22 protein-coding genes are annotated in these 23,155 nt (G+C 40.5%); 12 read left to right on the forward strand and 10 right to left on the reverse strand.

The genetic code is table 11. The features are described from left to right. Positions 1–129: 129 nt before the first annotated feature. From G6053_RS08570 to G6053_RS08595, 6 genes are all read left to right on the forward strand, one after another. Positions 130–1,146: a zinc-binding alcohol dehydrogenase family protein gene (locus G6053_RS08570; RefSeq protein ID WP_108632481.1), complete on the forward strand. Its 1,017-nt coding sequence runs from the start codon at positions 130–132 to the stop codon at positions 1,144–1,146. Positions 1,147–1,422: 276 nt separating this feature from the next. After that, positions 1,423–1,800, forward strand: coding sequence for a hypothetical protein (locus tag G6053_RS08575; protein WP_165306187.1), 378 nt, complete (start codon positions 1,423–1,425; stop codon positions 1,798–1,800). A 269-nt stretch (positions 1,801–2,069) separates the two neighbouring features. Then, entirely contained in the window at positions 2,070–2,564 is a 495-nt protein-coding gene (locus G6053_RS08580) for a cytochrome c (protein WP_165306188.1), read from the forward strand. Positions 2,565–2,577: 13 nt separating this feature from the next. Further along, positions 2,578–2,964 carry a hypothetical protein gene (locus G6053_RS08585; RefSeq protein WP_165306189.1) on the forward strand — a complete coding sequence of 129 codons (387 nt, stop codon included), beginning with the start codon at positions 2,578–2,580 and terminating at the stop codon, positions 2,962–2,964. Between the two features lie 41 nt (positions 2,965–3,005). Then, positions 3,006–3,878 (forward strand): helix-turn-helix domain-containing protein, encoded by an 873-nt coding sequence (locus G6053_RS08590; protein ID WP_165306190.1) that lies wholly within the window; start codon positions 3,006–3,008, stop codon positions 3,876–3,878. Between the two features lie 269 nt (positions 3,879–4,147). Next, positions 4,148–5,059 carry a DUF6268 family outer membrane beta-barrel protein gene (locus G6053_RS08595; protein ID WP_165306191.1) on the forward strand — a complete coding sequence of 304 codons (912 nt, stop codon included), beginning with the start codon at positions 4,148–4,150 and terminating at the stop codon, positions 5,057–5,059. Here G6053_RS08595 and G6053_RS08600 read toward each other — a convergent pair. From G6053_RS08600 to G6053_RS08610, 3 genes are all read right to left on the reverse strand, one after another. Further along, positions 5,056–5,784: a LytTR family DNA-binding domain-containing protein gene (locus G6053_RS08600; protein ID WP_206531898.1), complete on the reverse strand. Its 729-nt coding sequence runs from the start codon at positions 5,782–5,784 to the stop codon at positions 5,056–5,058. The two genes, G6053_RS08595 and G6053_RS08600, sit on opposite strands and share 4 nt — an antisense overlap. Positions 5,785–5,787: 3 nt before the next feature. Further along, entirely contained in the window at positions 5,788–6,828 is a 1,041-nt protein-coding gene (locus tag G6053_RS08605) for a histidine kinase (protein ID WP_108632474.1), read from the reverse strand. Positions 6,829–6,912: 84 nt separating this feature from the next. Further along, positions 6,913–7,467: a porin family protein gene (locus G6053_RS08610; protein ID WP_206531899.1), complete on the reverse strand. Its 555-nt coding sequence runs from the start codon at positions 7,465–7,467 to the stop codon at positions 6,913–6,915. Between the two features lie 256 nt (positions 7,468–7,723). Here G6053_RS08610 and G6053_RS08615 point away from each other — a divergent pair, with 256 nt between their 5' ends. Further along, positions 7,724–8,743, forward strand: coding sequence for an aldo/keto reductase (locus G6053_RS08615; protein ID WP_241254956.1), 1,020 nt, complete (start codon positions 7,724–7,726; stop codon positions 8,741–8,743). Here the strand turns inward: G6053_RS08615 and G6053_RS08620 are convergent. Beyond that, the gene (locus G6053_RS08620; protein ID WP_108632471.1) at positions 8,740–9,630 is read right to left on the reverse strand and encodes an AraC family transcriptional regulator; all 891 of its coding nucleotides are present in this window, start codon (positions 9,628–9,630) and stop codon (positions 8,740–8,742) included. The two genes, G6053_RS08615 and G6053_RS08620, sit on opposite strands and share 4 nt — an antisense overlap. 383 nt (positions 9,631–10,013) lie before the next feature. Between G6053_RS08620 and G6053_RS08625 the strand changes: the two genes are divergently transcribed. Then, positions 10,014–10,187, forward strand: coding sequence for a hypothetical protein (locus G6053_RS08625; RefSeq protein WP_165306193.1), 174 nt, complete (start codon positions 10,014–10,016; stop codon positions 10,185–10,187). Between the two features lie 70 nt (positions 10,188–10,257). Here G6053_RS08625 and G6053_RS08630 read toward each other — a convergent pair whose 3' ends face one another. Both G6053_RS08630 and G6053_RS08635 read right to left on the reverse strand, forming a co-directional pair. Then, the gene (locus G6053_RS08630) at positions 10,258–11,016 is read right to left on the reverse strand and encodes a TIGR03915 family putative DNA repair protein (RefSeq protein ID WP_108632470.1); all 759 of its coding nucleotides are present in this window, start codon (positions 11,014–11,016) and stop codon (positions 10,258–10,260) included. Further along, entirely contained in the window at positions 11,016–12,269 is a 1,254-nt protein-coding gene (locus tag G6053_RS08635) for a putative DNA modification/repair radical SAM protein (protein ID WP_165306194.1), read from the reverse strand. Before G6053_RS08635 ends, G6053_RS08630 begins: the two co-directional genes overlap by 1 nt. Positions 12,270–12,620: 351 nt before the next feature. On the opposite strand from G6053_RS08635, the gene G6053_RS08640 reads away from it, so the two are divergent. Together G6053_RS08640 and G6053_RS08645 are read left to right on the forward strand one after the other, a co-directional pair. Further along, complete coding sequence (locus G6053_RS08640; RefSeq protein WP_108632468.1) at positions 12,621–13,139, forward strand: pyridoxamine 5'-phosphate oxidase family protein; 519 nt, start codon at positions 12,621–12,623, stop codon at positions 13,137–13,139. 369 nt (positions 13,140–13,508) lie between these two features. After that, positions 13,509–13,766 carry an FUSC family protein gene (locus G6053_RS08645; RefSeq protein WP_108632467.1) on the forward strand — a complete coding sequence of 86 codons (258 nt, stop codon included), beginning with the start codon at positions 13,509–13,511 and terminating at the stop codon, positions 13,764–13,766. 96 nt (positions 13,767–13,862) lie between these two features. Here the strand turns inward: G6053_RS08645 and G6053_RS08650 are convergent, their stop codons facing one another. From G6053_RS08650 to G6053_RS08660, 3 genes are all read right to left on the reverse strand, one after another. Then, positions 13,863–14,330: a PA2169 family four-helix-bundle protein gene (locus G6053_RS08650; protein ID WP_165306195.1), complete on the reverse strand. Its 468-nt coding sequence runs from the start codon at positions 14,328–14,330 to the stop codon at positions 13,863–13,865. Positions 14,331–14,508: 178 nt separating this feature from the next. Next, positions 14,509–14,802 (reverse strand): hypothetical protein, encoded by a 294-nt coding sequence (locus tag G6053_RS08655; protein ID WP_165306196.1) that lies wholly within the window; start codon positions 14,800–14,802, stop codon positions 14,509–14,511. A 555-nt stretch (positions 14,803–15,357) separates the two neighbouring features. Next, a complete protein-coding gene (locus G6053_RS08660; RefSeq protein ID WP_108632464.1) occupies positions 15,358–16,389 on the reverse strand; it encodes a fatty acid desaturase in 1,032 nt (343 codons plus the stop codon). A 456-nt stretch (positions 16,390–16,845) separates the two neighbouring features. Here G6053_RS08660 and G6053_RS08665 point away from each other — a divergent pair, with 456 nt between their 5' ends. Further along, positions 16,846–19,293: a PIG-L family deacetylase gene (locus G6053_RS08665; RefSeq protein ID WP_165306197.1), complete on the forward strand. Its 2,448-nt coding sequence runs from the start codon at positions 16,846–16,848 to the stop codon at positions 19,291–19,293. A gap of 117 nt (positions 19,294–19,410) precedes the next feature. Here G6053_RS08665 and G6053_RS08670 read toward each other — a convergent pair whose 3' ends face one another. Then, positions 19,411–20,178 (reverse strand): DUF4382 domain-containing protein, encoded by a 768-nt coding sequence (locus G6053_RS08670; protein WP_108632462.1) that lies wholly within the window; start codon positions 20,176–20,178, stop codon positions 19,411–19,413. 183 nt (positions 20,179–20,361) lie between these two features. On the opposite strand from G6053_RS08670, the gene ligD reads away from it, so the two are divergent. Beyond that, entirely contained in the window at positions 20,362–23,064 is a 2,703-nt protein-coding gene (gene ligD, locus G6053_RS08675) for a DNA ligase D (protein ID WP_165306198.1), read from the forward strand. The last annotated feature ends 91 nt before the right edge of the window (positions 23,065–23,155 follow it).

A 23,155-nucleotide genomic window follows, 5' to 3' on the forward strand; every position in this document is an offset into this window, starting at 1 on the left:
CAATAGAAAAAGAAGGTATTTTATGTACTTTTTGGTTGCCACGCCTGTGTCGTCGCAAAGTGGGGAGAAACCTAAAAAGCCATGAATCAATAATATCTGATTTAAAAAACAAAAATATCCATCAAGGGAATGAAAGCGATAAAAATTATAAAAGAAGGTCTTGTACAAACCGTGGAATTGCCACGACCTGATTTGCGGGTGGGACATGTGTTGCTCAAAATAGATTATGTAGGGTTTTGTGGATCTGACCTCAACACCTTTCGGGGACTGAATCCGCTTGTCAGATTGCCCATTATTCCCGGCCACGAAATTGCGGGGACGGTGGTCGAAATAGGAGCGGATGTATCACCTGAAATTCAAATGGGTATGCGGGTCACCGTAAATCCATATTCCAATTGCGGACGTTGTGCCGCATGTAAAAATAATAAGCCCAATGCCTGTCAATTCAATGAAACTATGGGTGTACAACGTCATGGTGCTATGGCGGATTATATAGCGGTACCCTATGAAAAGGTAATCCCGGGAGATGGCCTGTCTGCAAAGGAGCTGGCGCTTGTCGAACCGATGAGTGTGGGCTTTCATGCCGTAGATAGGGCATCGGTAACCGATAATGATGTCGTATTGGTCTTGGGATGTGGCATGATCGGTATAGGGGCAATAATTAGGGCCGTCAGACGTGGAGCTTCGGTTATCGCTGCAGACGTAAGCGAAAGCAAGCTTGCTCTGGCCAAACGTCTTGGCGCAAAATTCAGCATCAATACAGCGACGGAGGATTTAAAGCAGCGACTGGATGAGCTGACCAACTTCATGGGCGCCGATGTCGTCATTGAGGCGGTCGGTAGACAGGAAACCTATCTGGCGGCAATTGATGCGGTGACGTTTACTGGAAGAGTGGTCTTCATTGGTTATGCAAAGGAGCTTATTCCTTTTGATACACAGTTTTTTGTGAAAAAGGAACTGGATATCATGGGATCAAGGAACGCATTGCCAAAAGACTTTGAAGCGGTGATGGATTATTTAAAATCAGGCACCTGCCCAGTGGAACAACTGATTACCGCTGTCTGCACTCCTGACGGAGCACATGCTGCTCTTAGCGCCTGGGTGAAAGATCCCGGAAGTGTGTTCCGGATATTGGTCGAATTCTGATCAATGACCCTACGGCCCGTACATTTAGATTAAAAAATACTAAAAAAGCACGGTTCGTAAAAATTGAATCTACAGTGATTGCCGGAAATGGCAGCTCATTGGCCATAACTGAGCTGGATTTCTTGAAACCTTAGGCAGTAAAACGATCAGGTATATTACATACCTGATCGTCGCTTGTGAATAGATGGACAGCCCTAAATCAATCCTTTAGGGCGAATGCTAAAATAATTCTAGCTCAAATGGCAACAATTATTATATTTGCTACATTGCCAACTCATGAAAGCGAAACAATTCATATGGATCTTACTGCCTTTGATGCTCCTACAAAGCTTCTCAACAGTATGGATATGGACCGTTTTTCAGATCAATAGGGATTATATAGCCAAGTATGAATGTGTCAACCGCTTCAACGAACAAGCCCTTTCCTGTAGAGGGCAATGCATACTGATGAAAAAGATGCGTGAGCACGAAGAAAAGGAACAAAAAAACCTTGAAACACGCATTATTGATGTTGTCTTTATCAACAATCCCCTGAACTTTATCTTCGAAACTTCGGTGTACGACGAAGATGCTGCAACACGCACTTTTCCGGAAGTAAACGAAGATTATGCTTACAGCCCCATCTTTTCTATTTTTCACCCACCGCTCGTTTAATGTCTTTTTAAGGAATTTGCCTGATAATCGATTGCCTTTTTATACCAATGAGGCAATCCCTGTGTCTTTTTCCCTTTAGGGATGACTTTTGCATAGTTTTCCGTGCCATTTATTACTCCCCAGCGTATGTTTCGGGGGCCGATTGGGACACCAGTTGTCTAGGTCAGATCAGCAAGCTTGATGAGAATATCGAATCGTCTGATCAACGGTAAAAATATGGCTTGGAAAACTGATTTACTGTTTTAAACAAAAATAAAAAAGAGAGCGAAATGAAAGCTAGAATAAATATTGTCCTTACTTGTCTTGTGTTTATTGTCCTCATCGCCTGTGGAGGCAATGGCGGCAGAAAAACGGACTCAACAGGTCCTGCTGCAGCACCAGCAGAGACTAAATCAACTAATGAAATGTTGGATTATATAACGACGGGATCCAAAGGGGTAGGTGCCGTTACATCTTTTACACACAAACCCTTCGACGCGCAGCTTGCCAACAAGGGGGTAGAACTGTTCGTCTCAAAATGTGCGATGTGCCATGGTTTTGACCGGACACTGGTAGGTCCATCGCTTGACGGAGTGGTCAAGCGCCGTACACCGGAATGGATCATGAATATGATGCTCGATCCCGGGACCATGCTTGACAAAGATCCGGATGCTAAGGCACTGAGTAAGGAGTTTGCGTCTCCAATGATAAGTCTGGGCTTGCAGCAGGAAGAAGCGCGGGCAATTTTGGAATACCTCCGTGAGCGGAATAGTGTGACAAAGTGATAGATTGAAGCGAATGAAATCCTACAAATTGAAAGCACTATTCAGTGTACTGATGGCCTGGGCAATTTGCCTGCAGGCAACAAATCTGTTGTGGGTATTTATTGGCTTTGAATGCAATCGTGATTATATCGAACAAAACCTATGTATCAATCGCTATGGTCCTGTCGCGACCTGTAAAGGTTTCTGCTACATTAGCGAAAAAACACTCGAACAGAAGGATGTCAGCGATGTGCTCGTCAAGGTGAAAAGTGCCGAGATACTGTTATTCGCACGACTTGACGATGCCGTAAGCTCGGAGTGTCCGTTTAGCTTTATTTTAAAAATATGTTATCCGCAATCCAGAGATCATCAATTGTCTCAAGGTATTTTTATGCGGATTTTTAAACCTCCTATCGTATAACCATTCCCCTTGAATTTTTTATTAATGAAAAGACTAAGACAATGGTAATACGAAAAGAAAAACTAGATTTTTTAAGACTAGAAGATATTGATTCGGCTTCCAACGGGATTGTTATTATGCCCATAGCCGAGTATTTACAAGTCAAGGGAAACCAGAACACATTGCATGCACGCTCGTTCTACAGCTTGCTGTTGATAAAGAGCGGCAACCTGATGATGGTAGCAGATAAAAGAATGTATGCCATGGGCAGACATGATATCGTCAGCATAAGTTGCAATTGCGTCTGTAGTTTCCAGCATCATGTACCTGTTGAAGGATGTATTATTCTATTTACAGAAGCATTTTTTATGCAGCGGTACAATACGGAAGTGATACATTATTTTAACTTTTTAAAATGTAACCAGATGCATGGCTTTGTATTGACAAGTGATGAAATTGAACGTTGTATTCATTTGATGGAATTGATGCAGGTGGAATATGATATAGCAAAATTGGGTTCAAGAGAAGTGCTACGCAATTATCTGAATATTTTACTTCAGATGCTGGGTCGGCAAATCACTAAAAATTTCGGCTTTGTGCAGATGGATGAAAAGGAGGAAAGAATAGTTGCATTTGAGACCTTGGTTGATGAAAATTATAAGCATAAACGATTTCCGTCTTTCTATGCTGAACGGCTGAATATTTCAGTGAATTATCTGAACCGAATTTGTCGTGAAAGGAGAGCTATTAGCTGTGGTGCACTGATCAGGGATAGGATCGTATTGGAGGCGGAGCGCCTATTGTACCATACCTTCAAAACGGTAAAGGAAATTGCCTTTGAACTTGGGTTTGAAAATGTGCCTTATTTCATCACATTTTTTAAAGCTAAGAAGGGGCGCAGCCCAGAGGAGTTTAGAAAAAACCAGGAGACATAAACGACAGTCAAAGCGTCTTTTTCATCTGATGAAAAAGACGCTTCTGCCGTATAACGGGCTAGTCTTTATGCTACATCTACTTACTCGCACTAATTTTTTATTTTGATGTCACCCTTTTTACATGCACCGTTTGATGAGATATAAAGTGGGGCTTCTAGCTCATTGTTTTTTCGAGATCGTGTCAGTGCTGCATTTGGTCAACGGTGAGCAGCACTACGTCAAAATATTTCCTGCTTCTGAGCAGCAAAACCTTCCTTTGCTGAAAAAACATGAAGAAACAAATTTTATGTGCCATCTTGTTCAGTGGCTTAGCGTCAATGACTGCACATGCCCAAAATGCAGTATCTGGACAGGTTGTCGTTGATTACGTGCCGCTATCAAACTATATCCGACCGGAAGATAGTGTAAAGACTGGTTCAAAAAGTGATTTCAAAAGGATACGGTTTAATCTTGAGATCCCCTTGTCGACCAAGGTGGATTCAATGGGCAACATTAAACGTTGGTCATGGAAAGTGGGGGCTGCCTATGCGAAAATGGAAAATCGTAACTATGAGCAATCGCTCTTTCCGACAGAAATGCTGAATGCTGAGATAGGACTGCAATATTTGACCTCGCTAAAGAAAAATTGGTCTCTACTGACCTTTGCTTCTGTTGGTGTTTATTCTGATCTGGTCAAAGTAGATGGTAAAGATGTGCTGGGGCAGGGAGGGGCACTTTTTATCAAACGGTTTAAACCCAATTTAGCTTTTGGTTTTGGGCCGATACTGAGCAATAGCTTCGGCGTACCGATGGTCCTACCTGGATTGTATTTTGACTGGAAAACAAATGGAAAAGTAAAATTCAATGTGAATTTTCCCCAAGGTCTTTCCGCTGCTTATCAAGTTAACAAATTTATGGATTTAAGAGCGGTGGTCAATCTAGACGGGATGACGGCCGAACGCGAAAAGGACGGAAAGTCCACACTCGGAGGATTTATGCTTTTGACAGCTGGTCTTCAGCCCCAGTTTAACCTCGGCAAACACCTCAAGTTACAACTGACGGGGGGAAGCACACTCGCACGGATGTATGTCGAAAACGATAGATCCATAAAGAGTATTTTCAAAGACAAGAAACAGGCTGATCCCCGTTTCTCGCCAACGTTCTATGCCTCTGCTGGATTTAAATGGAATATGCCCTATTAACGGCTGAGGAGCTTCTTAAAAACGACGTTTTGGAGAAGCTCCTCTCTTTTTGTACGCGAAATGGGCAACTCTTGCTCAGCAATGTATACCCGCCCACCGGAGATGATATCAATATGGTTGACATTGACAAGGTAAGATTTATGAATACGAAAGAAATGATTAGCGGGCAAAGCCTCTTCCAGTGCCAACATGGTCTGATGGATCGTAAGTGTCCGCTCTTTAAAATGTAATTTGGTATAATTTTGCATACTTTCGGCATAAAGGATGTCGGTCCATGAGATTTTTACAAAGGCGTCGCCTTGTCGGACAAAGAGCATGGTGTCGTTGGGACTGGGATCCTGTAACGTTTTGCTACGTTGCACAAATTGTTGATAGGCTTTGGTTGCCGCCTGAAAAAAACGCTGAAAAACAATTGGTTTTAGGAGATAATCTATGGCCTGTAAGCGGAAACCTTCCAAAGCATACTCCGAATAGGCTGTAATAAAAATGCATGGGGGTGGATTCTCGAGAGACTCCAAAAAATCAATCCCATTGAGGTACGGCATATTAATATCCAAAAATATGAGGTCGATATCACCCTGTTGTAACCTGGACGCCGCCGCAAGGGCCGAGGGAAAAGTATCCACAAGCTCCAAAAAATCAACTTGCTCGGTCATTTCGGCAATATGCTGCCGTAACAATGGCTCATCGTCTACGATGATACATCTCATCTTTGTTTGTTCCATTTTTTAGCAATTAAGATCAATTGTCAATTCGACACAAAAGCTGTTATCATGCTTTTTGATCGTCAGGGAATAGTTTTTTTCGTATTGCAGTTCCAATCTCTTTTTGACATTTTCCAATCCAATTCCGGAATGTCTGGTCGAAGCCTGTTGTGGGTAGGCCTGATAGCTGTTGCTGATTTGAAATCGGAAATGGCCATTTTTTTCAGTACAGTTGAGGCTGATTTTGCCTTTTTGATTTGGAAGCCGGTCCACATGTTTGAAGGCATTTTCGACAAAACAAATCAACATCAGCGGTACGATATGGAGATCTTCTGTTGACTGTGACCAATTACATTTGACTTCCAGTTCATCTCCCCAACGCATCTGTTCAATGCTGATGAAATTCTGTAAATATTGCAGTTCACGGCTTAACAGCACGAAAGACTGGTTGCATTCATAGAGCTGGTAGCGTAGGATGTCAGAAAATTTTAATAGTAAATAATCGGCCATATCTACATTTTTTTTCATCAGGATATGAATATGATTCAATACGTTGAACATAAAATGGGGATTGACCTGATCTTGCAACAATTTGAGCTGGCTTTCCAGAAAGTTCTGCTGTAACTGGCTATGGTCCTGCTGAATATTGGCATGTTCCTGATAGAATCGGATGCCACAGGCTGTGCCATTGATCAGCAAAGAGGATGGAATCGATTTATAGCATTGAACAAGTAATAGTGAGGCCCGTTCATCTTCCGGTAGTACTTGGCTATGCATAATAAAATAGACATCCACCACACTGATCAGTAGCGCTAAAATAAGGACGAAAAAGATAGCTTTGAAAACAAAAGGCTTCATTTTTTGTGTCTTAATAGCTTTAGGCAAAATATTGTCACTCAGGAATTGTGAGATACTGATGGAACAGATCATGATTAATGAACTATGGATCAGTGCGCTGGCTGTATCCATATCCTGCTTCACCTGTATCCACAGGGCAAACCAGAGGACAAGCCAGAAGAGTGTGAGAAACAGGTGCCGATGGAGGTAGTTTTTTTTGAGAAACATGGGACAAAAATAGTCAAATATATAACAAAAACCTTTGAAGGCGAATACAATTGCCTCCAAAGGTTCTAATGTTTAAAGGTTTCGTTAGAATAAGAAATAACCTACCCCAATGGAAAATGCCTGTGGCTTGGATTTAAATGAATTGCTAAGGTCAGAAAATCCGCGTTCGTAACGAAAATCGATACTGAACTTTTGGATATCGACCCCAAGGCCGCCTGTAAATTGGATATTGGACTTATCGAAATGTTTGACACCTTCTTTAATAGCTTTAAGCGGAGATAGGTTATCATTCAAGGTGTAATTGTATACCGCACCCGCAAATACTCGTAAGTTCATATCCTGCTGTTGAATGAATTTATAGCCGACCATCACGGGAATATCGATCGCATTCCATTTGAGTTTGGTTTCGGTCTGTCCTTGTGGTTTAAGAGCGGCTTTCCGTTTGCTGAAGAGGGCCTCCCCTTGAATATAGGCACTACCGAAGTTGACACGTGCCATACCACCTAGATGAAGGCCCAAGGCGTATTTGTCGTCCAGATCCGCCAGTTCCGTATTGAGTTTGTTCAGGCTACTTCCACCTTTGATACCAATCTGAATGCGGGGTTGTTCCTGTGCGAATACCATTTTGCTTAACATCATTGCGAAGAGTATAACGCATGATAAAATTGTTTTTCTGTTCATTTTTATTGTTTTGATATGCGCAAAAAAACAAATGTTCGGACCAGTACGGAAAAATCTTTGACGAATGGTGTCTTAGTGTTGACGAAAGCAAAAATGACGATGACGTCATCGGAGGCTGTATTTTCATGATGTCGATATGTGCATACTTTAAGTCGATATAGCATAAAATATATTGTACTATTCTCCGTAAAATTGTCTCTTAAAAAGAGAATTAATGATGTCTAAAGCGATCGGGAAAACGACTTTTGCATGGCTTCCAAAAGTTATTTATGGTACAAGTAGTTTGGGCAATTTGTATAAAGAAATGTCTTTTGCAGACAAATTAGCAATTATCCGAGCTTGTGTTCAGCATGCCGAAGGCATGGCTGTTTTCGATACGGCAGGTAAATATGGCGCGGGCCTATCGTTGGAAACCATAGGTGCAGGACTCAAGCAATTGAATGTTGATCCGTCAACGGTGTTGATCAGCAACAAACTCGGCTGGTATCGTATTCCTTTGGAAACGGAAGAACCTACCTTTGAGCCCGGGGTATGGAAAGGGCTTCGTTATGATGCTGAACAGCGCATTAGTTACGCTGGGATCTTATCGTGTTTTTATCAGGGAAATCAATTGTTGGGAGATTATCCAGCACAATTAGTCTCGGTACATGATCCTGATGAATATCTGGCAAAGGCCTCGGATCAAGCCGATGAGAACCAGCGCTATCAGGATATTTTGGAAGCTTACCGTGCGCTGAATGAATTGAAAGATCAAGGCAAGGTTCTCGCTGTTGGAGTCGGGTCCAAAAGTTGGAAAGTTATTCAGCGCATTGTTCAGGATGTTGAATTGGATTGGGTGATGATCGCCAATAGTTTAACATTACACGATCATCCGGCAGAATTATTGGAGTTTATTGCCAAATTAGCGGCCGCAAATATTGCTGTGATCAATTCGGCGGTATTTAATGGCGGATTTTTAGTCGGTAGTGATTACTACAATTATCAGTTGGTGAATAGGGAAAGTGTGGAAGGTGAAACATTATATAAATGGAGAGAGCAATTTTGGGGAATTTGTGAAAAATTTGAGGTTAAACCCGCTGAAGCTTGTTTTGCTTATGGTTTCGGAATTGATGGTGTCAAAGCAGTCGCATTGAACACGAGTAGAGCGGAAAAAGTGAAAGACAATGTGGCGATGGTGAATCGGGTGATTCCAATGGAATTTTGGGATGAATTGGCCGTTTCCGGCATAATCTAATCAGGGGTAGATGGCTCATTTGTTAATGTTGCCACGCTGCGTTTGTAACTTGTCGGTGTCTCTCCGGTCACTTTTTTGAATAGTCTATTGAAGTAAGATATATTTTCAAACCCCAACCTAAAGCTCAGCTCCTGAATGCTGCTATCATCAACCAGCATCATTAACTGGGCTTTTTCTATTTTTTTTCGGTTCATATAGCTTACAGGGGTGTCATTCATGTGTTTTTTAAAAAGCCGGATAAGATGATCTTTGGAAAGAAAGATCAGATCGGCAAGTTGGTCAATGGAAATGGACTGGTGGATATGCTCGTCGATATAGTTCAATACTCGATTGAGGCGCTTTTCGACCTGAGGTATTTTATCGCTTGCGGCGGCTAAGAACCGGCTCATCAGTAACTGTATAATTGCGTGGCTTTCGGCTTCACGAGCAAATGGGGATGCTACCTGTAAGGCAATGCTTCTCATTAATTCGGTTGAGTTTTCATAACGCTGAGGGTCATAAATAGACAAAGCACTTCCAGGATTGATCTGATGAAGACGGATGATGAGCTCCTGCAACAGTTGATCGGCCTTGATAACCTTAGGGAAAATATAATGGTCAAAAATACTTGAGGTAATATTAGGGTTTTCATAAATATGAATATAGTATAACGAGAATTTACCAATGCATTCATAGCTATGATGGACATGGGCCGGTGTCAGGTATAGATGCCCAGGGAGCATTTTAATCACTTCGTTCTGTAGAATAATCTGTGCCTCTCCTTCGCAGACATAGTGTATCCTGGCAAAAGGACTTTTGATATTTTTAAAATTCCAGTCTGCATCGTGCACAGCATATCCGATGTTTAACAATGTAAAATCTAGTCTATTCTTTTCCCTGTTTATCATAATGAGCTAGGTGAGTTATTCCGTACAATAATAAATAATTAGTTCAGAAATTGCTGCAAGATATTGCAAGTAAATGTCGATAATGTGCTATTTAATATCGGCAATTTATTGGATAATAGAAATATTTGGCTGAATTGGAATGTAGTCTGCAAGATATTTAAGCCGGATAAAAAAATAAAAGTTGATTATTGTATAGTTAAAGGCTAGATTGTTATCAATCGGACCTTTTCCTTTGATGCTATCTTGCTCATTGGTACTAACTAGAATTGTAATAATAGAAATCAGGGCTTTTATAAAATAATATAGGAGCAGTTTGTTTTTTGAAACAATTTCAGATTATATATTGTCTTATGATTAGTTAAATGAGTAAAATATATAATCTTATGAAAAAAATAATTCCTTTTGCTTTAATGTCGAGTTTATTAATCCTTGTTTCCAGCTGCGCTGCCATTGAAGGTATATTTAAGGCAGGTGTCTGGTCGGGTATATTGCTGGTTGTAGTCGTCGTAGCAATTATTATATGGATCATTACTAAATTATTCGGCGGCTCTAAATAATCGAAAAAAGGGGGATCGGAGCAGGACCTCGAATGAACGTTTTATTTAATGGCCCTGCGCCGATGATTGCCTATTGTTTTTCGGTCAAGTATTTCCAATATCGCTTGGGAACATGTCTCAGGTGAAGTTTTAAATTTTTTCGAGATTCGATCGTAGTGCTTTTAAAATAGGTTTTCCAAAGATGCTGGAATTCTTTTTCCTTGGGGTCTAGATCTATTTCCAAACTGTGGGGGGGATGAACTTCATTTTCACCACAGCTAGATACTTCCTCTACACGTCGGCAATCATAATAAAACCCGTAATTTCGCCGTATATCATAGATCAGCCACTGTTGGTCAGTAAAGCGATTCTTAAAAAAGTTAATTACCAATGGGATGACATTAAAATCAGGTTCCACAATAGCTGTATACAAGCCATTGTCGGATTTGACAAATCGTATAAAGGCCTGCATCCGGTGTCTCTCCCGGCTCACTTTCTTGACCATCTGATGTAGACGCAGCAGATCTGGCCGTCCGTAATTCTGTATATCTATTTTTCCGGATTTGAAAAGTTCTACCATCAGCCGAAAGCCGTTGATCCATTCGGAGGGACTATCGCTTAGAAAATTGTGATAAAAGATCTTGGCATTTTGCAGTCCAATTATCTTATTCATTGCGGTCAGGATACGTAAGGCTTTAAGTTCATCTGAATGGATTTGTCGTTTCTGTGAAAAGATATTGATTTCCAGCTGCTGTGAAGTGGTTGGAATAGCGTCAAATTCTTTTCGTTCAAAAGCTTCGAAAACACAACATAGATAGCCATAATAACTTCCATCGAAAATATAGTTCATCAAAATAATGTTAACTGCGTTTGACTACTATTGGATTTGGTGCTGGTCTGGTGTCCAATAAGAGTTTTTCGAATCTGTTCCGGGTAATGAAATCCGGTACTTATAACGGTATCTACGCAAATCATAAAGTATTTGGCTCTGTTAAACGCAATTCCTAGCTTACGCAACTGGTATTCCTTTAATTTTCCGTATTGACGCGCCTGCACGATTTTGTTTGCGGACTGTCTGCCAATTCCGGGAATTCGAATAATTGAGCTGTAATCGGCCGTATTGATATCGATCGGAAAGAACTGGGGATTACGTAAGGCCCAAGCGAGCTTGGGGTCTATATCCAGTTCAAGCTGTTGATGTTTGGTATTTAGGATTTCATGAAGGGAGAATCCGTAGAACCGCAATAACCAGTCTGTTTGATAAAGTCTATTTTCACGCACAAGAGGCGGTGTGGTGCCGATTTGTGGAAGCATACTATCCGTGGCGTTTATGGGTATGTAACCTGAATAATAAACGCGCTTAAGTTTATAATCTTTGTAAAATTCATCAGCGGTCCGCATAATCTGTAGGTCTGTCTCTGGGGTAGCTCCAATGACCATCTGTGTACTTTGGCCCGCGGGGACAAACAACGGAAGTTTTTTAACAATCTTTTTATGCTGTTGAATGTTAAGGATTTCATTTTTGACAATCGCCAAAGGCTCACGGACGGATTGATGGTCTTTTTCCGGAGCAACAAGCTTTAAGCCCTCCTCCGTAGGGATTTCCAGATTGACACTCATCCTGTCAACATATAGGCCGGCCTGCTTCAATAAGGACTCGCTGGCTCCGGGAATAGCTTTTAAGTGAATATAGCCATTAAATCTCTCTTCGGTGCGAAGTTTTTTTACCACGAGCATCAATCTTTCCATCGTATAGTCTGCGGATTTAAAAATACCGGAACTTAAAAACAGGCCTTCGATATAATTACGACGATAGAAATTCATCGTCAGGTCGACGACTTCCTTAACTGAAAATGCAGCTCGTTGGACATCATTGCTACGTCTGCTCACACAAAATGAACAATCGTAGATACAATAGTTGGTCATTAAAATCTTCAGCAAGGAGACACATCGGCCATCCTCGGTATAGGTATGACAGATACCGCTCGCTGATGCATCACCGATGCCATTGGTATTTTTGCGTTTTCCCCCACTGGAGCTGCAGCTGACATCATATTTTGCCGCATCAGCTAAGATCCTCAACTTATCGTCAAATCCAATCATGATCAATATTTTAGTAATTTATGTAAAATTACTATTTTTATTAGTAATTCAGATACGGTAATGGCAAAAATAATTCTGTAGTTATGTCAGGAAGAACATACCTATACCTACGCGATGATAATACAAGTTATATTGGAATAAACTCTTCGAAAGTATCCATTTAGGGAAATGAACTATATGCGGTGGATTCGCTGTTAAATATGTTGTTTCCGATGGCAAAAAAAGGTGATGTATGATGTCGATAATATTGTTCGGGAAATATAATCTTTTACCGGGTAAGTACCTGTATCAAGTTTCAAACTTAATCGAACTATTTGGTGGGAGCGGTTGTTCAATAGTAAACGACATATTATGGCAGAGAAAAATATGAACAATCAGGAAGCATTGGATAAACTGAAAACAATCATCGATCAGATCGACGTAGGCACTATTTGTTCTTTTGGCAAGGAGTCTGTATATCCACATGGTGTTCCTATGAGTAGACAGGAAGTCGACCCTGCGGGCGACATATGGTATATTTGTTCCGCAGAAAGCGAAACTCATCAAAATATCGAAAATGATCCTAGAGTATCGCTCTTTTATGCAGATCCAAAAAATTATACCTTTTTGAGCGTCAATGGTACGGCTAGTTTATCCAGGGATCAGGCAAGAATTGATCGTTACTGGAACAAAATGATGGAAGGCTGGTTTAAAAAGGGAAAGGAAGATCCCAATATTAGGCTAGTGCGTGTAACTCCTCAGGATGCGCATTATTGGGACTCGAATTCCAATAAGATTGTCAATATTTTTAACATGCTGAAGGCGACGGTAACTGGTAATTCCGAAGATATTGGCAGGGAAGGTGATTTAAATCTCGGAGCCGGAAGCTAAGATATCATTTTGTGTCCGCCTAAAATAAGAAAGATAACCTTTTAAAGCGTTAAGAACAGCGTTTATAGGAATATACATACAGCTGAATCGCAGGCAAAGAATAGATCCAAAAGTCTACATATTATATTTTATGTAGACTTTTTTTGTTGGCACGTTTGGTTTTTAATATGGTTTAAAAAGAGATTTTCCCGTTATTAATGCATGAGATCCCAGGCTTGCTTAAGCCAAGAAAGTTTTTAAAGTACATAACAGAATTTAGGGTATCCCATTTTCTGATAAAAAAAAGAGTATATATCCCCGTAGTGACATATGCGGATAATTTTTTGTGTGTATATTTGATTCATATAGACTGATCAAAACATTGACACTATGAAAGACCGAGAATTAAATGAATTGACTGACCAGGAATTATTGGAAAGAAAAAAGCAGCAAAAAAGCAACAAATTGATCAATGCCGTGCTAGTTGGATTTTGTGCCGGTGTATTGATTTATGGTATCGTGAATAAGGGGATTACTATTTTCACATTTCTGCTCCTCGTCATGGGTGCTTGGGCATTTATGCGTTGGAAAAAAAATGACGAAGCGCTTGATGATGAACTAAAATCCAGAAACCTGAACAAGGAGTGACCTGTATATGTAAAACAATAATACCGAAGCCTTGAAGGCTTCGGTATTCGGATTGTGAAGAAATCCAGATGTCAATTTAACCTAGCCAGTAGTTATTTATAGCGAAGCATTATCGCGCAACATTTTTATGTTGTCATGCGCTTCCAGCTGTTTGTTTAATTGCATTGTCAGTACATTTTTGACATTGGGCGTTAGCTCATCAGTGTTTTCCTCCAGTACCTTTTTATAAGTGGCTTTAAAAGCGTCCTCACCTTTTTCACAGCTTTCCAGCAGGCTTTTTTTATCATTGCCAGTGACATTCACTTTTATACCCATCCAAGCTCTAAAAAGTTTACCGCTGAGCATGGTACCGTCTGTAGGCTCTTTTCCTTCAAGTTCCATGTAAGGTGTCAAATCTGCAATAAATGATTGGGATTGATCGACGTATTTTCTAAAGTCTGGTTCCAGTTCATGCAGTCCGTGGTTGTGTGCAAGTTCGATCGCTTTGTTGTAGCCTTCGATTCTATCGTTATTGATCTTGATAATGTCATTGATAATTTCGGGATTATTGATGTTATTTTCCATATTAAATTTGATTTATTTACACTTAATAGACCTGCCAAGGGGTTGCTTCGTTTGCCCTATATGCGATTCAGGTATTTAATCTATTGCTAAGTATTTTTACGAACTGATTATCGAAACTTTAAAAATGGCATAATAACAGTGAGTTTCGATAATTACAATTTCAATGCATGGGTATTTTTTAGACGTTAATGTCGCCGGATAAATCAGGTTTATCATCTTCTTTGTCTTCCTGCTCATCCTGAGCCTCTTCAGGATCATGTGTGCGATCATCTTTAATACCTGATAAATCTGTATTTGGATTGTTATTATGTTCGTCCGGATCTGCGGTGCTATCGTCTTCGTCTGTGAAGATGTCTTTATTTAGCTTACTTACATCTGGACTTGGTTCCCTTGGGTCCGGGTTGGGAATAATTGTCATAAGAAAGATGAACATACCCCGATGTCCAACTTTTTTGTTATTGAATGGTTTCATATAAATGTCTTTTTTATATAGAACCGATCGAAGATGTTTAAAGTTGACCGAAGTAATACGCAACTTGCTGCGTTTATACCTGAATGATATGAATCGAAGTATGGCAACCTAAGAATAACCATTTATCAGTAAGCGCTTTTTATAAAAACAATGTATGATGTCATCGTTTGGATTTGTTCTGACAACTGGAAAGGAGATAAATTGTATCCAGAGAAAAAAAACTGTCTTTTATGACCAACTTGGATCCAAAGGGGCCGGAACATTTGATCTTACAAAAAGGGGCGTATGGTCTCAGTAAATGAGCCTAAGTAAAACGAAAGGAATATATATCAGAGAAGGTATTGGGCGATTGGGAAATCCTTAGAATGATAGATAAGGCTCGTTACCTGTCAGAACCAAGATAGCATGAATTATAGTATATCGTGCGGATGAATTATTAAATAAAGAGTTGGGATCGACAAACAAAGTAGCTAATATTTAGCTACTTTGCTTGTCGATTCGTGAGGGTTAAATGCCAGTGAAATAGTTTATAGCAATGTTACTCTTTATTAAATGTTATTTTTTGGCATCAATATAAGGCTTGTGGTACTGCTCATTGAACCGTTTTTTGTCGTCGCGATAGCTACTGACGGCACCTAACTTGTGCATCAACTTGATATAACACCAGGCCAGATCGATCTGGTAAGGCCTAAAACCACTCCGTGCGCTTTTGGGATAGAGGTGATGGTTGTTGTGCCACTCACCGGCTACGATACCGGGCCAAAGTTGATTGATGGATTTGTCCTTTTCATTAAAATCTATTCCTTCCCGTTGTTTATCTTCACCTTTGGCATGGCCTTCATAATTAAAAGTACGTACGCCAATGGCCCAGAATCCAGCCGCGCCAAATAAGCAACAGGCCAGAGCGTGTCCACCGATCAAAAAGAATACAATATACCAAAATGACCAGTTCAACACCCAAGATAGAATCGCATGGGTCGGATTAACATAAGAACCCCATTTTTGATATTGTGCATAGCTATTGGCTGTAACGCCAGTGTGCTTCATAAGCAGTTTAACACGGTTGTAAGAGTTTTCGTTCAGATCTTTGGCAATGGGTTGATGGTTTACATCTGCCAAGAAGCAATAGAGAAATCCTGCCTGTGCATTGTATGGATCTCCGGGTTGATCTGATTTTGCATGGTGGACATGATGAGAAATTACATAAATTTCTTCGGGTATTACATTTATAGTGAGATTTTGCGTAAAGAAACGCCAGAAGGAGTTTCTAAATTTAAAGGCACCATGTGTGGAAAACCGGTGATGCCAGATGGTACCATGCGTACCCATAATGATCATACTGTAAATAAAAGCTGCCAGAACCGTCCACCAGCTGAGGTGGGCAAAGAGAAAAACAAAGAAAAATGGAATAAGACAAGCTACTTTCAGCCAGCTAAAAAAGGGCAGCCAATTGCGTTGGTCCTTAAAAACATTCAATCTTTTGAAAAATTCGCTGAATATTTGTTTTGGGCTCGGTTTAATAAGGTCTCCATTGTCGTCTTTCCATCCGTAGCTGGGGGTTTGGAGTACATGATCTAAAAAGGGCATTCTGTTGGTTGATTCTAATTGTTGATAAAGTGCTAAGCTACGGTATATATCGGTTAAAAAGTGTTAATTCAAAAAGTTTAACATAATAAGACAATACTTTTTAATGCTATCGTCGGATTTTGAGTTAAAAAAGCCATTTTTTGTCATCGGCCTACTAACTTTATCGGGATGTAAAAGTGTCAGAAATTTTTGGAACAGGAATTAAACGAAGTTTGGCAAATTAAATACCAGGGACAGCCGTTATGAGGTTGCGTAATTTTATTGCCAAGTATACAAAATAAGCTCCCGTTTTGCTGATAGCTAAGGGGATTTTTAACATGCATAATAGCCGATACAAGACCTCAATTAGCACTTGATTGCACTTATTTTAGAAAATATAATAATATCTATCGAATTAGTAGTCTTTATGAAATTATTCCTATATTTGATCCATCGCACTTAAAAGAATAGATGGATATGGCATTAAAATTTCTCGCAGAAAAAACCAGACAACAGTCTTTAAACGGAATTTCTACGCAAAAAAAATACGATAGCACCATGCGTGAGTTAAGCAAGTTGAAGGTTTTCAATCGAATTTTATATGTAGGTGCCCATCCCGATGATGAGAATAATAAACTATTAACATTTTTTGCTCAGGACCAGCTTGCTGATGCGGCATATTTGTCACTCACACGAGGCGAGGGGGGACAGAATTTTATAGGTGCTGAAAAAGGAAGTGAGTTAGGTGTACTCCGTGTACAAGAATCGCTATCTGCGAGAGAGACGGAAGGTACGAGGCAATTTTTTACGCGTGCAAAGGACTTTGGCTTTGTAGAATCTGCGGATGAAACCATGTTTATATGGAATGAGCAAACGGTACTCGCCGATATGGTATGGACTATCCGATATTTTCGCCCGCAGGTCATTATTACCCGATTTTCACCGAATATTCCGGATCTGCATGGCCATCATCAGAGTTCGGCAATTTTGACTGAGCGGGCTTATGACCTTGCTGCAGATCCGGAGGCATTTCCTGAACAATTAGAGGAGCTGTCTGTCTGGAAAGCACAACATCTTCTTTGGAACGTCTATCGGGAAAGTGGTGTCAAAGATATTGGCGGTAATGTAACGCCTTTACCTGAGTATCTTGCGCTTTACATGCCTGTGTGTAATCGGTATTCTGGGGTGCATTATGGTGAGATAGCTGCCGAAAGCCGCAATAAACATCGCTCCCAAGCAATGGCTAGTTTAACACAGCATACTCCCTCCGTTGAATATTTTAAACTATTGAAGGGTGAGCCTGTGGATACAATAGCGCTTGATTCTCTTTTTGCCTCACCAGAAACTTCGGACCAGTATATTCCTGTTTTTAAGAAACTTGTTGATGGTTTGCTGATGAAGCATGTTTATGAAAACAATCGTGAATTCTCATTGACCATAGCGACAATTTTGCTCTGGATGAATACGGTGCCCGCAAATAGTGCCATCCAAGAAAAGCGCGGTGATTTGGAGTTGCTTTTGCTTCGCTCACTGGGCGCATCTTTCGAAGTAAATTCGACAGATGACAGGTGGGTACCAGGGGCAAACGTTAACTTATCTTTGCAAGTCAACATACCAAAGGAGTCTGATTTGATCTTGAACAGTGTGACAGTTCCCTTTTTTGAAACAGTGTATCATGAATCCTATCAATTATCACAGACTGAACGGATTGAAATTACTGGACGTCTCAGTCATACGATCAACCCCTCATTCCCGATTTGGTTAAAGGAGGAGGGAGATAGGGGCAGTTATTCTCCCCAGTCTTCCGGCGATATTGTACTGCCCCAACAGGACAATCCGACCGTAGTGAAATTGCAGTTACAGTTTGCAGCTTTATCCATCGCAGTTACTGTACCTGTGTTGACCAACAATAAACCCGTCACTATTTCCCCTGCATTTACCGGAGCTTTTGAAACAGAGATAGTTGTTTTGGCAGATTTTACAAGTCGTTCTATTTCACTTGAGATACAATCCAATGTAGCCACGGTGGAGACTGTCAACGTTAGGTTAACCGGAGCGGAAGGACTGGAACTTTTTCCCAAAGAACAGACTGTGGTCATTTGCGGTAATGCTTCTGAAAAAGTCAATTTTCAGTTAACGTCATTGGGACATACTGAAAGAATACAAAAGCTTGGTTTCGAAATCGAAACTGTCTATGGTGTCCATCAAAATAATATAAAATCGGTCAGTTATCCCCATATTGAAGAGGTGGTGTATTATCCTAAAGCAGAGTTACGGGTTTTAAATAGTTCGGTTGCAAGTCTGGCTAGTCGAATTGCTTACATATCGGGCAAAAATGACGAACTTATAGCAAGCTTAAAACAGCTGGTGAATCATTTAGAATTGATACCTCCTACAGCATTGAAAGATACAGATCTATCGGCTTTTGATGCAGTAATTTTGGGTTTCCGAATTTATAATACGGATCCGTACCTGGTGGATTTTCATGGACAGTTGCAGGAATATATCCAGGCAGGAGGGGTTTTAATCAATCAATACAATACCCCCTATGACCTTTCTGTCGCGGAGGTCGGTCCGTATCCTTTGTCTGTTTCAGGCGAACGGATTAGCGATGCTAAATCGGCTATTCACTTTTTGAATCCCACTCATCGGATTCTGAATTATCCGAATAAAATAGGTCAGCAAGATTTTGACAACTGGATACAGGATCGGGGGCTGTTTTTTCCAAAAGATTGGGGTAAAGAGTTTGAACCGATTGTGCGTACTCAAAATTCGGATAAGGGAAACGAAGACGGCTTGTTGCTTGTAAGTAAAAAAGGCAAAGGTTACTATATCAATAGCAGTCTTTCTTTATTTAGGCAACTTCCCGCTGGTGTGGTCGGAGCCTATCGCCTATTTGCCAATATGTTATCCATTGGTAGTTGAGGGAGTTCAAAAGGGAGCGAACGATATGGAATGCGAAGAAGCCCATTACGATTATGTTCGAGAAAGCTACGTGCTTTTGAAAATAATCGTAATAGGCTTCTTGTTAGCTAACGCTTGTTATTGGACTGAAATAGTACCTATATCTTTAACGCTTCCCTTCACAACTTGAACGTCTTCAATAGTTTTGTCCATGTAACCTGTTACTGTAGGTTGAATAACGATTTTGTATGTGCCTTCTGACATCCCCGGAAAATAGAATTTCCCGACGGAATTAGCTAAAGTTCCAACGGTATCGACTCCATTGATGGCGAACACATGTGCCAACGAAGCTGCAGGATTAACAGTGCCGGTAATTGCACCTGAAGTCGCTACTGGAATTGCGCGGATGACCGGTTTAAGCAGGTATTTACCATTGCCAGTTTGTACGATTGACTTCGATGCATCAAAATCAAGTAAAAGTGTATAGGCGACATTGGGAATCAGTTCGTCTTGCACTTTTATCTTAACACCCGAAGACTGACCGCTGGGAGTTGTGAGCGGATGACGGGTTCCATCAACCCAAATTTCATTCCCTTCATCTTCAAGTTTTAGTCTGATTTCCTGAATCATACCTGAAGGAACATCATCACCAGCAATTACGGTATCTTTACCCATTGTATAATTGAGAATGTTAAATGGGTTTCCGTCAACATCTAAACTTTCACTGCCTGAACTTGTACGTATTTCAATTTCATCAATGTTTAGATGAATGGCATCATAATAACCAGGAGCGTCCGTGATTTTAATGGTAACGGGAGTTGTTTGTGTAGCTTGGTTATCATCCTCACTACAACTGCCTAACAGCACTGCGGCTGCTAATGCAGTGAAAATTAAATTTATTTTCATAGTTAGTATTTTTATAACACCCGATACAAATGCTATGCCAATGTATTTAAAATATTACATTGATATGGGGTGTGTAATGAAAATTATAACAGCATTCAGGAGAAATATATTTTGTTTATTTAAACCTTTTTAGTTGCAGCATTGTGTTATGATTAACATTATTTATCATTAACGAATAGTGCTATGGGATTAACGAAATATAGAAACAAACGCACTGCCGAAAAAACACCGGAACCCTTTGGCGGAAAGCCGAACGGCAAGGAACTGAGGTTTGTCGTACAGAAACATGATGCCTCTCATTTGCATTATGATTTCCGCTTGGAGATGGATGGAGTACTGAAAAGCTGGGCAGTGCCAAAAGGGCCTTCGCTGGATCCAACGATCAAGCGACTTGCTATGATGGTCGAAGATCATCCCTATGATTACCGAAATTTCGAGGGAATTATACCTAAAGGTCAATACGGTGGCGGAACTGTGATCGTTTGGGATCAAGGAACATATGAGTCCGTAGAAGGTGCAAAGGATGATATCGCCACTATGGACAAAAGTCTCAGACACCAGCTCTATTCCGGAAAACTAAAATTCAGGCTTCATGGAAAAAAGCTGAAAGGAGAGTTTGCGCTGGTCAAGGCTCATGGACGGGGGGATAATGGCTGGTTGCTGATGAAACTTGAGGATAAATATGCCAGCGATCAGGATATCACAAAAAAAGATAAATCCGTTATCTCCGGTAAGACCATCGCACAGATGGAAAAATCACCAGATAAGGTATATGGGAAAAGCATTGTTAAAAAAGATAGCACACTAAAAGATAAACACAGTACAACAAAAAAAGCTGCTGAAATGATTAGCGAACAGCTTGAAGCAAAGCCTGGAGAACAATTAGAAACTCAGGCGGTGCCAGATAAACTGTTGAAAAAATCTCCCAAGCAAGCCTTTTATAGTCATATTGAACCTATGCTTGCAACCTTGGTTGATAAACCTTTTGACAATGGTGACTGGGTTTATGAAGTTAAATGGGACGGTTATCGGGCAGTTGCTTTTATGCATAAAGGGGACGTGGAATTGAAGTCTAGAAATGACAAGAGTTTCAATGAAAAGTTTTACCCTATTTACGATCAGCTCAAGGAAATAAAACTCAATGCGATTATGGATGGGGAAGTGGTTGTATTGGATAAAAATGGTGTTGCAAATTTCGGAGGTCTGCAGAATTGGCGCAGTGAAGCCGATGGTGATCTTGTCTATTATGTATTTGATATCTTGTGGTATGAGGGTAAAGATTTAAAGAACCTATCTCTTCTCGAAAGAAAAGCCATTTTAAAAACAGTACTTCCGCAAAGCGAACAAATTCTTTTCAGTGAGCATTTTGATACTTCCGGAGCCGACTTTCTTAAGGAGGCGAAAAAGCTAGGCTTGGAAGGGATCATGGCTAAGCGAAAATATAGTAGCTATCACGTGAATAATCGCTCACATGACTGGTTAAAAATTAAAGCCAATAAGCGTCAGGAAGTTGTTATTGGTGGTTATACCCTAAACGATGATTCAAGTAAGTTATTTAGTAGCCTGCTTGTAGGCATATACGAAGAGAAAAAACTCATTTATACCGGAAAGGTTGGTACCGGTTTCAATGCTAAGATGCAAAAAGAAATGATGACATTATTTAAGCCATTGATTATAGAAGAGACACCTTTTACAGAAGAGCCTAATGTCAATAAACCTTCGCGCTTCCGTCCCAATCCACCACACGCATCGGTGACTTGGTTGCGACCTGAACTCGTATGTGAGGTTAGTTTTACGGAAATAACGAATGATGGCGTTATGCGACATCCTTCGTTTGTTGGTATGCGGGAAGATAAAAATCCAAAGAAAATAATGCTCGAAAAGGAAGAGCCAGTACAACAGATTGTTGAAGATAAAACGAATCATATGGTTAAATCGCGTATGGCTGGAGGACGCAAGACTTTGTTAAATCCAACAGAGAAAACCCAAGTAAAAAAAATCAATAAGCAGGAGCTCAAGTTTACCAATCTTGACAAGATTTTTTGGCCAAAGGAAAAGATCACCAAAGGCGACCTTATCAATTATTATTACCAGGTTGCCCCCTTTATCTTACCATACCTAAAAGGTAGGCCGCAAAGCATGAACCGATTCCCAAATGGTATCAATGGAGAGGGGTTCTATTTCAAAGATGTTACCGATACCGCACCGGATTGGGCCGAACTTTATTTATATCAAAGTGAGGCGGATAATCGAGATCGACATTATTTAGTCGGAAAGGATGAGGCAACGTTATTGTATATGGCCAATTTAGGTTGTATCGAAATGAATCCATGGAATAGCACGATAAAAAAACCGGATCATCCAACCTACTGTATCATTGATCTTGATCCAGATAAAAACTCTTTCGATCAGGTGATCGAAGCAGCTCAGGTGACCAAGCAGATCCTGGACAGTATGGGCGTTCCCAGTTATTGCAAGACTAGTGGCTCGACGGGGCTCCACATTTATATCCCTTTGGGAAACAAATACACATATGATCAGGCTAAAGAATTTGCCCGCATCATCGTTACGTTGGTACATGCTGAAATTCCAGCCTATACTAGTCTCGAACGCACGGTACGTGACCGAAAAGGGAAAATGTACCTGGATTTTCTTCAAAATAGACCTCATGCGACCATTGCGTCTGTCTATTCGGTCAGACCCAAACCCGGCGCTACCATATCCATGCCGCTTCACTGGGATGAGGTGAAGAAGGGCTTAAAAATGACCGATTTTACTATTTTTAATGCAATGGAACGGATAACTAGTATGGGTGATATTTTTAAACCCGTATTAGGCAAGGGAATCGATCTCAAGAAGATCATCGGTGCCTATTCTGCGAAATAACCATATTTTCATTAAAGTATATCAGATCGAAAAAGCAAAGGTGTATTGGAAACAGGCCGCCGACCTCGGGAATAATACAAGCGCAAATAAC

Source organism: Sphingobacterium sp. DR205, from assembly GCF_011064245.1.
GTDB classification, from domain to species: domain Bacteria; phylum Bacteroidota; class Bacteroidia; order Sphingobacteriales; family Sphingobacteriaceae; genus Sphingobacterium; species Sphingobacterium athyrii.